The organism is Pseudomonas sp. PI1 (assembly GCF_000812405.1).
Taxonomy (GTDB): Bacteria; Pseudomonadota; Gammaproteobacteria; order Pseudomonadales; family Pseudomonadaceae; genus Pseudomonas; species Pseudomonas citronellolis.
Window position 1 is genome coordinate 35,995 of record NZ_JWMC01000071.1, and the last position, 13,328, is coordinate 49,322.

General features: G+C 64.3%; 9 protein-coding genes and 2 pseudogenes. 3 read left to right on the top strand and 8 right to left on the bottom strand.

The annotated features are described in order from the left end of the window. Positions 1 to 147 precede the first annotated feature (147 nt). Complete coding sequence (locus tag RN02_RS22880; RefSeq protein ID WP_082033863.1) at positions 148 to 2,217, top strand: TonB-dependent receptor; 2,070 nt, start codon at positions 148 to 150, stop codon at positions 2,215 to 2,217. Positions 2,218 to 2,436: 219 nt separating this feature from the next. Next, on the top strand, positions 2,437 to 3,327 hold the full coding sequence (locus tag RN02_RS22885) for a helix-turn-helix transcriptional regulator (RefSeq protein ID WP_043317097.1): 891 nt from the start codon (positions 2,437 to 2,439) through the stop codon (positions 3,325 to 3,327). A gap of 4 nt (positions 3,328 to 3,331) precedes the next feature. Here the strand turns inward: RN02_RS22885 and RN02_RS22890 are convergent, their stop codons facing one another. From RN02_RS22890 to RN02_RS34760, 7 genes and pseudogenes are all read right to left on the bottom strand, one after another. After that, a complete protein-coding gene (locus RN02_RS22890) occupies positions 3,332 to 5,071 on the bottom strand; it encodes an ABC transporter ATP-binding protein (RefSeq protein ID WP_043317099.1) in 1,740 nt (579 codons plus the stop codon). Further along, complete coding sequence (locus tag RN02_RS22895; protein ID WP_052267802.1) at positions 5,055 to 6,833, bottom strand: ABC transporter ATP-binding protein; 1,779 nt, start codon at positions 6,831 to 6,833, stop codon at positions 5,055 to 5,057. Before RN02_RS22895 ends, RN02_RS22890 begins: the two co-directional genes overlap by 17 nt. Positions 6,834 to 6,984: 151 nt before the next feature. Next, a complete protein-coding gene (locus RN02_RS22900) occupies positions 6,985 to 8,286 on the bottom strand; it encodes an MFS transporter (protein ID WP_201773771.1) in 1,302 nt (433 codons plus the stop codon). A gap of 50 nt (positions 8,287 to 8,336) precedes the next feature. Beyond that, positions 8,337 to 9,086, bottom strand: coding sequence for a class I SAM-dependent methyltransferase (locus tag RN02_RS22905; protein ID WP_052267803.1), 750 nt, complete (start codon positions 9,084 to 9,086; stop codon positions 8,337 to 8,339). A gap of 176 nt (positions 9,087 to 9,262) precedes the next feature. After that, positions 9,263 to 9,619, bottom strand: a complete 357-nt coding sequence (locus RN02_RS22910; protein WP_236695215.1) for a lipocalin-like domain-containing protein — start codon at positions 9,617 to 9,619, stop codon at positions 9,263 to 9,265. A 74-nt stretch (positions 9,620 to 9,693) separates the two neighbouring features. Beyond that, positions 9,694 to 10,041 (bottom strand): annotated as a pseudogene (locus RN02_RS22915) (alpha/beta fold hydrolase); the annotation flags it as partial. Next, positions 9,987 to 10,447: pseudogene (locus tag RN02_RS34760) on the bottom strand (VOC family protein); the annotation flags it as partial. The pseudogenes RN02_RS22915 and RN02_RS34760, both read right to left, overlap by 55 nt. Before the next feature lie 509 nt (positions 10,448 to 10,956). Here RN02_RS34760 and RN02_RS22920 point away from each other — a divergent pair. Continuing rightward, entirely contained in the window at positions 10,957 to 11,805 is an 849-nt protein-coding gene (locus RN02_RS22920) for an amidohydrolase family protein (protein ID WP_043317100.1), read from the top strand. A gap of 94 nt (positions 11,806 to 11,899) precedes the next feature. On the opposite strand, the gene hemN is transcribed toward RN02_RS22920, so the two are convergent. Next, positions 11,900 to 13,285, bottom strand: coding sequence for an oxygen-independent coproporphyrinogen III oxidase (hemN, locus tag RN02_RS22925; RefSeq protein ID WP_043317102.1), 1,386 nt, complete (start codon positions 13,283 to 13,285; stop codon positions 11,900 to 11,902). Positions 13,286 to 13,328: the final 43 nt, after the last annotated feature.

Below are 13,328 nucleotides of genomic sequence, written 5' to 3' on the forward strand. Positions count from 1 at the left end.
GGGGCTCACCTTTCGCCCCCATCAGTTGCAAAGGCGCATAGCCAATCGCTACTTACACTGCAATCGGGGGTTTTGCGACCTGAATCGGGTAGTGACGCAAATGTGAATCCGTATCATTCACGACAATCTCATTCAGGCGTGAATTTCATGGATCGCACTCCCCTCTTCCAGGCTACCCGCTGCCTCCTTCTGCTCTGCGGCCCCTCGACGTTGCTGCAGGCCGCCCACGCGGCCGATGCTTTCCCCCGGGAGTTGGATGCCACTGTCATCACTGCCACCAAGCAGGACACCCCGGAGTTCAACACCACCAACAGCGTCAGCGTGGTGAGCGGGGAAAAGGTCGAGGACAGCCATCTGGACACACTGGGCGACGTGGCCCAACGCATACCCAACGTATATTTCAGCACCTTCACCCAACACACCCCGTCGCTGACCATTCGCGGCCTGGGCTTTTCCGACGACGAAGGCGACAGCATCAGCAACAGCGTGTACATCGACGGTGTGCCGATGAATGGCCTGGTTCTCGGCCAGCTCTATGACCTTGAACAGATAGAGGTTCTGCGCGGCCCGCAAAACACGCTCTATGGCCAGAACAGCATGGGCGGTCTGGTAGCCCTGCGCACCCGCGATCCGGAGTTCGATGCTGGCGGCAAGGTCAGGCTCGAATACGGTAGCCACAACCAGCAACGCGCCGAGGTCGTCGGCAACCTGCCGCTTTCCGGAAATACTGCGCTACGGGTCAGCGCCGGCGGCGAGCAGAACGACGGCATGGTGGCCAACCCGACACTGGGGCGTCATGACAGCGCCGGTTGGAACAGCGGTTTCGGCCGCGTCAAGCTGCTGCACCTGGACGATGATGGTGGTGAATGGCGCTTTGCCCTGCATCAGATGAACACCCACAGCGACAACGACTACTTCGCATCCCGCGATCTAGCCAAGAAGCACAAATCCAACGCCACCGACACTGGTACCAACGACACCGAATACACCCTGTTCAGCGGTGAATACCGCACGCGCTACGCCGATGGCACGCAACTGGTGGTCAATCTCGGCGCCAACCGGAGCGAATGGGACTACTGGCTGCCCCGATCGATTTTCGGCGGCGAGGCCGGCTACGACATGCAGACCCGCCAGTACAGCGCCGAGGCCCGCTTGAACGGCGAACAGGGCAAGTGGGACTGGCTGGTAGGCGGCTTCCTCTCCCATGTGCGTCGTGATGCGCCCTATACCTTCGACATGAGCCCGTATTACCTGAGCGATACCAAAGCCAAGGTCAACGGCGACACTGCGGCGACTTTCGGCGAGTTGGGCTGGCGCTTCCAGCCGGACTGGCGCCTGGCCGCCGGCCTGCGGTTGGAGCATAACCGCCGCCGCATGAACTGGAGCAGCCACCAGAGCGGCTTGTTCGATGGCAACGGTGACGGCATGCCGGATACCCCGTTCGAAAGCCTGGAAGCCTTCGACGACCGCAAGGTGAACGAAACCGTGGTCCTGCCGCGCCTGAGCCTGGAATACAGCCCCAACGACCAGCACTTCAGCTACCTGGTACTGGCCCGTGGCTACAAGGCCTCGGGCTTCAACACCTATGCCACGAACGCAGCCGCGGCTGGCGATGCCTATGACCCGGAATACGGTAACTACATCGAACTGGGCTACCGCTATCGCGCCCCGGACAATCTCTGGGAAGCCGGTGCGAACCTCTTCTATACCCGCCTGCGTGACCAGCAGGTAGTCGTCGAAGACGTCGGCGGCCAGACCTTCACCAGCAACGCCGGCAAGTCCCACAACAAGGGCGTGGAGATTACCGCCACGCTTTTCCCGGTGGAATCAGTGCAACTCAACGCCTATGCCGCTTTCGTCGAAGCCCAGTTCGATGACTACACGCGCGGCGCAGTGGACTACTCCGGCAAGCAGTTCCCCAGTACTCCCAGGCACAGCTTCGGGGTGTCCATGGACTGGGCCGTCACTGATCGCATCACGTTCGGCACTGGCCTGACTCGCCAGGGCAAATCGAACCTGTACCCTAGCGCCAACATCGAAAACAACGCCTATACCCTGTGGGATGCCAATCTCGACTATCGCCTCAGGCAATGGAGCATCGGCGTGTTCGGCAAGAACCTCAGCGACGCCACCTACTACACCCGCGCAATGGCCAACGACATGGTCATAGCTGGTCAGCCGAGGACACTGGGAGTGCGGATGGGCATGGAATTCTGACCAATGCGCCAAAGTGTGAGCAGCACTGCAGAAATGGCGCCAGATCACGGGCGCCAACTTGCAAATGATAAGCATTAGCAATAACCTGAATCCGCCTTGAATGCTCGCAGGGATTTCGAGCCCATAGCGAATGGATTCGTCTCACCGCCAGAAGCAGGGAAACCTGCGAGCCCTCTCCTTCTGCTCAGCCCGACTGGGCGCAGGCCAGCGAGGACGACCATGTACCAGCTTCGCGCTTCCACCTTCTTCAATACGGGCACACCTCAAGCCGGCCCGCCCGGCTGTCATGTGCACACTCAGGTGCTGCAACCGGGCCTGGAGGTCTCTCTGGTGTCCTTCGAGGCCACCCACAACGAGAGCATCAGCACCATCGACGACAGCTCGCACCTACATTTCAGCTGCATGCTCAACGGCGACGTCGGCATCCGCATCGGACACAAGAGCCTGTACCTGGGCAAAGGCCAGTTGATGACCAGCTTCGCTCCGGCCGAGCGGTTCGAGCTGGAATTCGCACCAGCCCATCGCAACCTCGAACTGCGCATCACCCCGCAACGCCTGAGCGAACTGGCCGGTGACGATTACCACCGACTGGGGGACAGTATCGAACGCAGCTTCTGCCTGCAGGTCACCCATGGCAACCAGAGAATCAAGGACGCGGCGCTGCGCCTGGAACGCCTGCTTGGCGACGAGTCCTCCTCGCCACTGCTGGTGCATTCGGCCACCCTGGAGTTTCTCGCCTGGCACCTCAAGGCCTTTGCTCCGCAGGACCAGGAAGGACAGATCTGCAAACGTGAGCAACGGCTCCTGCTGGCCGCCCGCGAGCGCTTGTTGATGGACCTCAGCGCACCACCCACCATCGAGCAACTGGCACGGGAAGTCGGGCTAAACCAGCTCAAGCTCAAGCGCGGCTTCAAGGCCCTGTTCGATACCAGCATCTACGCGTTATTCCAGCGCGAACGCATGGGCAAAGCCCGACAGTTGCTGCGCCAGCATGGCGTTACCGACACCGCATCGATGCTCGGCTACAGCAACATCAGTCACTTCAGCACGGCCTTTCGCAAGCAGTACGGAGTACTGCCCCGCGATGTCCGCAAAGGCGCGCTGGAGTAGCACCTCAACCCGCCATCTGCCGGCGCCACAGTTCAGCATACAGGCCATCCTCGGCCAGCAGCTGCTCGTGGCGACCGCGCTCGACGATACGCCCCGCCTCCAACACCAGAATCAGGTCGGCATGGCATACCGTGCTCAAGCGATGGGCGACCATGATCAGCGTGCGCCCCTGGGCCAGCCGTGACAGCCCCTGCTGGATTTCGTACTGTGCCAGAGGATCCACGGAGGCGGTGGCTTCGTCGAGCAACAGGATCGGCGCATCCTTGAGTAGGGCCCGGGCAATCGACAAGCGCTGACGCTCACCGCCTGACAGACGCTGGCCGTTCTCACCGATACGCGTGTCGTAGCCCTCGGGCAGGCTCTGGATGAACTCATCGCACCAGGCCTGACGACACACCGCGACCACTTCCTCCAGACTGGCCTCGGGCTTCCCCAGGCGCAGGTTGTCCAGCACGCTACCGTCGAACAGTTGCACGTCCTGAAAGACAAAACTCGACTGCTGATAGAGCTGTTTCAGGCACATCTGCCGAAGGTCGACGCCCCCCAGCTCGATACTCCCCTGCTGCGGGTCGTGAAAGCGCGCCAACAGATGCAGCAAGCTGCTTTTACCAGCACCAGAGGGACCAACGATCGCCAGCATCTGCCCTTCTCCGACAACGAACTCCAGCGCTCGCAACGCCCATTGCAATTGTCCCGGATAACGCAGACCGACATTTCTGAAGACGATCTCATGGCCATGCAGACGAGCCGGCTCCACAGGCTCCTGTACCTCGGGCAATTGCATCAGTTCCTGCAAGCGGGTTTGCGCCTGGGCCAGGCCACGCAATTCACTCAGATAAGCAGCAGCATCCAGCAGGGGATCGAGCAACCGGTTGGCCACCAGAACGAACAGAATCCAGGTCAAGGCCGACAACTGCGACGTCGCCGACAGCCAGGCTGCAGCAACCAGCATGAGCGCCAGGCTCATGTCTATGCAGATGCGGTACAGCTGAATCGCACTACCTGCCCAGACTTCCACCCCCAGGCTGTGACGCTCGATGGCCCTGAACTGCTGGTACAGCCGAATGCGCCAGGGCTCGGCACGATCGAACAGGCGCAAGGTGCGCAGGCCGCCGATGAACTCCACCAGCAGCCCCGCCGCCTCAAGAAAACCCTGTTGCTTGCGCCGCCCCTGCACGAGAAAAAAACCACTCAACAGGTTGAGCACGGCGAACGCCAGGGGCAACGTCACCAACAACGCCAAGGTCAGGCGCCAGTCGACCCACATCAGCACCAGCATGAACATCAGGGGCACGCTCAGGGCTGCCAGGAACTCGGCCAGAACGTGGGTGAAAATGCTTTCGATACGCTTGACGTCCTCGGTCAAGCGCTCCCCCAACTGGCCGATCCGCTCACGCTGCAACGCCCCCAGGGGTAACCGGCCGACATGGTCCAGCAACCTCCGGCGATAGCCGTGCATCAGCTGATAGCCACCGTGAAAGGCATTGAGCTGGCCGAAATGCGAGCACAGCAACTGCGCCGCCAGCAATGCCATCAGCCCCCCCGCCAGCCACTCCAACGGCAGTGGCTGCGCCGGCCCCTGCTTACCCGGCGCGGGCTTGCCCAGCCAGAGAAAGCCGAGAAAGAACGGCGCAACGGCGCAAGCCCGCTCCAATACTCGCAGCCCTAACCCCAGCCACAGGCGTGGAACCCGCGTGTCGGCCGTAGCCATCACCTGCCGTAGCCCTTCAATCAACCACTGCATGCTGCGGGCTCCTGTTGCGGATGGACCATTGATCGGTCTCGAACTGGCGCAGCCATTGCTGCGCATACAGAGGACTACGCTCCAGCAACTGCTGGTGCCGCCCCCTATCGATCAGCACACCGTGGTCCAGCAACACGATCTGCTCGGCATCGCGAACGCTGCTCAGGCGATGGGCAATCACCAGCAAGGTCTTGTCCGGCCAGGCCTGGCGCAAATCGCGATAGAAGCGCTGCTCGGTGCGGCTGTCGGCGAAAGCCGTGGCTTCGTCCAGCACCAGGATCGGCGTCTCGGCCAGAAGTACCCGGGCCAGCCCGATACGTTGCCGCTCGCCACCGGACAAGCGCACTCCGCGCTCGTCCAGTTGCGTATGCAGGCCCTGGGGCAAGGCACGTACGAAATCCTCGGCCTGGGCCACGCGCAAGGCGGTGAATATCTGTTCTTCGCTGGCATCGGGACGGCCGATCAGCAGATTGTCCAGCAACGACCCCTGGAATAGGAAAGCCTCCTGGGATACAAGGCCGACCGTAGCCGCACGCGTCACATCGCTCATCCCTGCCAGGGGCCGGCCAGCGATGCTCACCTGCCCGGCCCCAGCCTCCAGAAGGCCTCCGAGCAGCCAGGCCAAGGTGCTTTTGCCACTGCCCGACGGCCCAATCAGCACAGTCATCTGCCCGGCCGGCAGGCACAGGTCGATATGGCTGAGCACAGGCTGCTCGTCATAGCTGAAGCACAGATCCTCGAAACGCACCTCCAGCGCGCCCTGCGGCACCTGCTCATCCCCACCTGCGGGCTGAGGCCACTGCAGCAGGGGGGCGAAGCGCCGCACGCCACCGATGATGTCCTGAATCTGCGAGCTGAACCGCGCTACCCGCAACAGTGGCCTGAGCATGCCGGTACCGAGGATCAACACCAGCACCAGGCGGGCCAGGTCCAGTTCACCCCGTGCATGAAGCCACAGTCCCATCGGGAACAGGATGATCACGTTGGCTCCCAGCAGCACCGTGAACGCCGACCAGCCAGGCACGCTCAGAGCGATCATGCGGCCGATCAGGCGTCGGTAATGTGCCAGAGCCTCACGCATGCGCTTGAACGAGCGCGAGTCCTGGCGGAAGGCTTTCATCAACAAGGCATTGCGCAGGTACTCCAGGATCGCGCCATCCAGGTCATCCACGGCTCCGGCATATTCCCGGAGCCGGCCTTCCAGGCCGCGCATCATCCACCACTGGGCCAGTAATGCCAGAGGCACGGGAAGCAAGGCACAGAGCGCCAGGCGCCAATCGACGAAACACAGCAGGGCCAACGCCCATAAAGGACTCAGCAGTGCCGCCACGCACTCGACACTGTGATGGGCGATGAACTGCTCCATACGCTCCACGTCCTGGATCAACCGTTGCTTCAACTCGCCGCTGGACAATCTACTCAGCCAAGGCAAGGGGGCCCACGACAAATGCCGTACCAAGGCCCTGCGGGTGTTGAACAGCACACGGTAGGCCGCCACGTGGCTGAGGTAATAGGCGAAGGTGTAAAGCACGTACTTGAGCAGCACGCACAGCATCATCCAGCCGGCCAGTTGCAGCAGACCGATACTTGGCGCCTGCTCCAGCAGAACCAGGCCCACCGCCTGGGCCAACAACACGAACGGCAGCAACTCGACGCCGGCCGCCAGCACCGCCGTCACCACCGCGCCACCCAGACGCCAACCCTGCCCCCGCAACAACCAGCGCCAGGTAGGCCTTTGCCCGCCGTAGTGTTCACCGCCCATGACCGCCCCCACTCGCCGCTAGTGCCTGCAGCATCCATCAGGCCCTGGCTCGGAGCTGCCCGGATCAGTTCTGACAGACCCCGGATGAGGACTATTACCCACCAAGTCCGCGCACCTGGCCATCCGGGGGCATTGCCCCCCAGGAAATGCCCTAGAGCCGGTCATCATCCAGGCCGATCCCGACGGTGCTGCGGCGCACCTGCCGCAGAACCACCACCGCTACGCATAGCACCAGCAGACCGACGCCGAGGCCACTGGCGTAACCCCAATATCCGGCCACACCGATGGCCAGCGACGACACGAGGATTTCACCCAAAGTCTGCAGTCCCTGGAACACCGAGCAGTCGGTTCCAGGTTGCGCTCCCTGTTGGGCGAAACGCATCGCCAGAGTGTAGGACGCCACGCTGGTGACGCCGATACCCAGCCCACCCAGCAATGTCGCCCCGCCAACGTAACCGCTACCTGACAGGTTTGGTTGCAGCACCAGGGCCAGCCACAACAGCCCCGCCATCCCTACCAGAAGCAAGCCGCAGAGCAAGGTGTTCCAACGCGAAACCTGGCGCAGCAGCAGCCCGGCCAGACCGCAGCCGAGGATGATCGCCAGCAATTGACCAACGCCGGCGAGAATGCCGACGTCGCTCATAGACCAACCGATGTCCAGCAAAATCAGCTTGGCCAGGCCAAAGAAGATCGAGCCCGCAAGAGTAACCAACATCACCAGGGCCGTGAGATGCCCGGCAAAGCGCCGTTTGAAAAAGCTGCGCAGGCTGGCCCTGGCCGGTACCACCAGCGGAGCCGGCTCGCGCCAGAACAGCACCGGCAGACTGCACAGCAGCACCACCGCAGCGAGCGCAAGAAAGACCACGGGCGCATTGAAATGATCGAACAGAACCATGGCACCCGGCCCCCCAAGCAGCATGCCGCCCATGAAACCGGCAACCTGGAAGGTATTCGCACGGCCCAGGCTGGTGCTGGGCAAGCGCTCGGCGGCCAGGCCGTCGACAGCGATGTCCTGGGTGGCGCAAAGCAGCGAGAGCAAAGCGATCATGCCCAGCAGTATGCCCATGTTGGCTACGTCGAACGGCACCAGCGCCATCACTGCCAAAGTCAACACCGAACCGGCCTGCAACGGCAGGATCCAGCTGCGGCGACGACCAAGGCGCTCACTCCAGCGGTTCTCCACCGCCGCGGCCCACAGCAACTTGGCAACCCACGGCAAGCTGGCCAGAGGCGTGAGCGCCACCAGATCCAGCGAGGCGCCCATATTGCGCAACAGGGTCGGGTACGCCTGAAAAGCCAGCCCCACCGGCAAGCCCTGAGCCAGATACAATCCCCCCACCAACAGCAGAACCCGCCATGCACGTCCCTGCTCGCACGGCAGGCACCTTGCTTCTACAACCGACTGCATATGCTCCCCCAAACCAAAGTCGCAAAGGGAGTCATGGAAATCCATGGTCCCTCGAGACGCCGCCCGCAACCGGCGGCGCATCCCCCGAATCGGGATTAACTGCGTGGACGGCGGCGCAACACCGCGGCCGGAATCAGCGCATCACCCAGTGGCTCCAGGGCAAAACCCGCAACCCCAGCCTCTTCGGCAACCTGCTCCAAACCAAAGGTGTGCCAGTCATGCTCGGCGCTGAAATGGCGCACCACGTTGTCGCCAGCCAGCACCTGATAGTCGAGGGTCCAGTGCATCAGGTCGCCGCCCGCCGGCTCGCCCTGCAGGGATACCTGATAGAGGTGCTCGCCAATCTCGGCGCAAGCCACCTGCATTCGCGGTACCGCTTGCGGCGCCTTGAGCATCATCACATCGACAATCACAATGCCGCGCTCATCCAGGCGCTCCGACAGTTGCTGCCATAGGTGCTGGCGCTGGGGCGCATCGAGGTAGCCGAGGGTGCCGCAGATCACCGCAGCCGACAGTCGTAGCGGCAATGTCACCTCTTCCAGAGTGCCTGCCAGTACAGTGACCCGCTGACGCAGATCGGCACTGCGCATCAGCCGGCCGAGCAATGCCGCCCGCATGGCCGCCGAAGGTTCCACAGCCAGAATCCGCGCCTGGGGCAAAGCATCGGCAATCACCTGCACGCAAGGTCCGGTGCCGGCGCCGACGTCGAGAATCAGCCCCTGCGGATCGACCTCCTGCAGCGCCTTACTTATGGGGCCCCGACGTTTCAGCCATTGTTGTTCGCTGAGCACGTCATAGAACTCAGCGGACAAGGCGTAGGGATCAGAGCATTGAGTGGATGCCATGGGAATCCTCCTGGACGCGCCAGCATAAATGATAAGAAGTCTCACTATCATTTAAACACTAACAGCGCCCTTCATCCCATGCCAGCGAGCAGAGATCACTCAACCAATCGCCCATACCGAGCGCCCACCCTGGCGAAGGTGGGCACTCTGCTGGAACAGGGCCGAAACGGCGGCAGCTACCCTACCCGCCGCCACAGCAATCTGGCGGTTCGCGCCTCGGGGGTGCCCTCCTCCAGGCGTGCGCTGAGCGCCAGGACGTCGCCTTCCAGTTGCGCGATGCGCCGTTGGCTGCCGCCCTCCCAGTTGGGGAACAGGCTGTGGCGCACGTGGTGCAGCACGGTGTCGCCCTGCACTTCGTAGCCGCCTGCGTAGGTCAGGTAGCTGCCGTAGGCGGCGGCCTTCTCCGCGTCGCTGGCCGACCATTGTCCGCCGCTGCGGAACGGCTCGCGGTTCTTCCTGGCGACCACGCAGAACATGCCGTGCGGCCCGTATTCGATGAAGCCCTCCAGTTCCACGCCCATCGGGTGGACCACGCGGCCGTCGTCGTAGAGCTGTTCCCAGGCGAGGATTTCCCCAGCGGCCCTGGATGTCTGCTGCGTTCATGGCGTCACTCCGGCGTTTTAATGAGGAAATCCATCAGCAGGCGGATGAATTCCCCTGCCCGCTCGATCTGCACCCAGTGCCCGCACTCGCCGAACACGTGCAGTTGCGCATGGGGGATCAGGCGCAGCATGCGCTCGGAGGCCTCCAGCGGAATCACCCGGTCGTCGCGGCCATGGATGAGCAGGGTCTGCTGGGGCAGCTCGCGCAGCGCCGCCTCGGGCACCGCGAGCATCTCCACGCCCTGCTGGCGCGGCGCGGGGAACAGCCGCGCGAAGCGCGTTTGCACGTCGTCGCGGATGCTCGCCTGAGGTCGTCGAAGTCGTTGTACTCCAGCATCATGTGGTAGATCTTCGCCGGCCCGCCGGTGTGGGCGATGCTCAGGGTGTGGTGGCGCGGGTTGACGTGGAGGAACTCGACGCGGAACGGCGCCCGGGCGCGGTCGCTGACCTTGAAGCCCAGCACCTCCTTGTAGAGGTGGCACATCTGCTCGAAGTGCGCGGTGATCAGCGCCACGTGGCCGATGCCCAGCTCGCCGGTGCGGAAACCGCCCAGCGGGCGCCCCGGCACGAAGGGGTCATCGGCGGTCTCCAGCACCGCCGCGGCGCAGGCCTCGGCAAGTTCCCTGGGCACGGAGCGAACGCCGCGATCCGTTCACGCGCCAGGGCCACCACGTCATTGACCTCCTGCAGCACCTCCGGCGCGGGGTCCACGTGCCCGATCAGCGGGGAATGCGAAAGGCATTGGAGAAGGACACTCATCACCGGCACCCGCGGCAGAGGGTCACGGTCATCAGGGTATTCATGGGCAGGCACTCCAGGGACTCGGCAAGCGGACAACGCCCCGGTCACGCCCGGAACGGGCCTCTGCGGCCGACACGGACGGGCATCCGGGCAATTCGTCCGAATCATAGGAAGCACGCCGCCGCCCCGCGCTCCCATGGCCGAGGGGCTTATCCCGATAGCGCAGAAACCCGGCCCTGCCGGCCCGAAGCCGGTTGCGGCGGGGCGGGCCAAGTGTTGGTCTGGCGACAGTTAGCCGACAGTACAGTTGCAGGCGCAACAGCAAAGGCCCGGCGCCAGCCCGCGGCCCCCGGAATCACCGAGGCGCCCGGTGGCACGGGGATTGCCTCGGGGGCACCACGACGGATTCCCCCAGCTAGCAACGAGGACAGCAACATGAGTCTGGACGCCTTCCGCGCCCCACCACTCTCCAGCGACAGCCACCACCCAGGCCCAACCCACGGCGAGCAGAAACAGGAGCACGGCGCATGAAGATCATCGACATGCGCTGCCGCCCCGCCTTCCTGCATCCGTTCTTCGGCGCCGTGCCCGGCTCGGCCGAGCACGCCACGGCGCGCTGGCTGAACCGGCGCGTCGGCACTCGTGGCGACGATGCCCACTTCGAACGCTCGCTGACCCAGGAAGGCTTCCTCGCCGAAGTACGCGACGCCGGCCTGCACAAGGCCGTGGTGGTCGGCCGGCACACGCCGGCGCAGCACCTGCCCAACGAGCGGATCCACGCCATCGTCGACGGCCACGCGCAATTGCTCGGCATCGGCTCGGTGGACCCGGCGCTGCAGGGTGTGGAAGGCGCGCTCGCGGAGATCGACCATGCGATCGACGACCTGGGCCTGGCCGGCATCGACCTGGAGCCCGGCTTTGGCGAACCGGCGCGGCACCCGGACGACGCGCTGTACTGGCCGATCTACGAGCACCTGCAGAAGCGCGCCATTCCATTGTTCCTGATGAGCGGGCCGACCACGCCCGACCCGACCTACAACGACCCCGGCCGCCTGGCGGCGGTGGCCCGGGCCTTCCCGGACCTGCGGATCGTCGTCTACCACGGCTTCTGGCCCAACGTGCAGCAGGCCATCGGCCTGGCGTTCCGCTACGAGAACGTCCACCTGGTGCCGGACATGTACCTGTTCCTGCCCGGCAGCGAAGCCTACGTGCAGGCCGCCAACGGCTTCCTCGCCGACCAGTTGCTGTTCGGCTCCTCCTACACCTTCAGGCCCATTCGCCAGAGCATCGAGGACGCCCGGCGCCTGGGCTTGAGCGAACACGCCCTGGAGCGCTTCTTCCATGGCAACGCCGCGCGCCTGTTCGGGCTCGACTGAGTAGCGCGAAGCCCGCCGGGGAGCCCGCTCGGCAGCGGGCCCCCGGCGGGCGACGATAGGAAGACCGCCGGCCAGGGCGGCGCCGTGGCCCGCCTCAGATCGTGCGCGAGAAACGCTCCTGCTGCTCGCCGCCCAGGTAGGCGTCGAAGGCCATCGCCACACTGCGCATCATCAGCTGGCCCTGGGGCAGCAGGATCAGCGCGTCGTCGCGCAGTTCCACCAGCCCGTCGTCGACCTGCTCCTGCAACTGCCGCAGCGAGCCTGCGAAATACTCGCTGAAGCGGATGCCATGGCGCGCCTCCAGCGGCGCGTAGTCCACGCGGCCATGGCACATCAGCGCGCCTATCACCTCGCGGCGCAGGCGGTCGTCGTCGGTCAGCCGGTAGCCCTTGTGCACCGGCAGCAGGCCCTCGTCGAGGCGCGCGTAATACTGCGACAGCTCCTTCACGTTCTGCCCGTAGGTGTCGCCGACCTTGCTGATCGACGACACGCCCAGGGCGATCAGGTCGCAGTCGGCATGCGTCGAATAGCCCTGGAAGTTGCGTTGCAGCGTGCCCCTGGCGCGGGCCACGGTGAGTTCGTCGTCGGGCAGCGCGAAGTGGTCCATGCCGATGTACGCATAGCCCTCCCCCGTCAGCCGCCGGATAGTCAGCTCCAGCAGCTCCAGCTTGCGCTCGGGCGGCGGCATGTCCTCGCGGCGGATCAGCCGCTGCGCGCGCACCCGCTCGGGCAGGTGGGCGTAGCTGTAGGCGGCGATGCGGTCCGGGCGCAGCGCGATGATCTTGCCCAGGGTGGCGTCGAAGCTCTCCACCGTTTGCAGCGGCAGGCCGTAGATCAAGTCCACCGAGACCGACTTGAAGCGCGCCTCGCGGGCGGCCTGGACCAGGTCGAAGATCTGCTGCTCGCTCTGCACGCGGTTGACCGCGGCCTGGACCTTCTCGTCGAAGTCCTGCACGCCGAAGCTGAGGCGGTTGAAGCCCTGGGCGCGCAATTCGGCGATGCGTTCGCGGCTGATGGTGCGCGGGTCGACCTCGATGGAGAACTCGTGGTCGTCGCTCTCGTCCAGGTTGAAGTGCTCGCGCAGGCTGTCCATCAGGTCCGACAACTGTTCGCTGGTCAGGTAGGTCGGCGTACCGCCGCCCAGGTGCAGCTGGGTGAGCTTGCGCGAGCCCTCGAACAGCGCCGCCTGCATGGCGATCTCGCGCTTGAGGTAGTCCAGGTACTCCACGGCGCGGTGGGTCTTCTGGGTGATGATCTTGTTGCAGGCGCAGTAGTAGCAGAGGCTCTTGCAGAACGGGATGTGGATGTAGACCGACAGCGGCTTGGCCGGCGCCCGGTTGCTCGACCGGGCGGCCTGGCGATAGTCGTCGGCGGCGAACGCGCCATGGAACTGCGGCGCGGTGGGATAGGAGGTATAACGCGGGCCGGGGCGATCGTACTTCTCGACCAGCGCGCGGTTGAAACTCATCGACTCAGACATGGCACGGCTCCTCGGACGCTGGCAGTCTGTCGCTGCAAGTCGT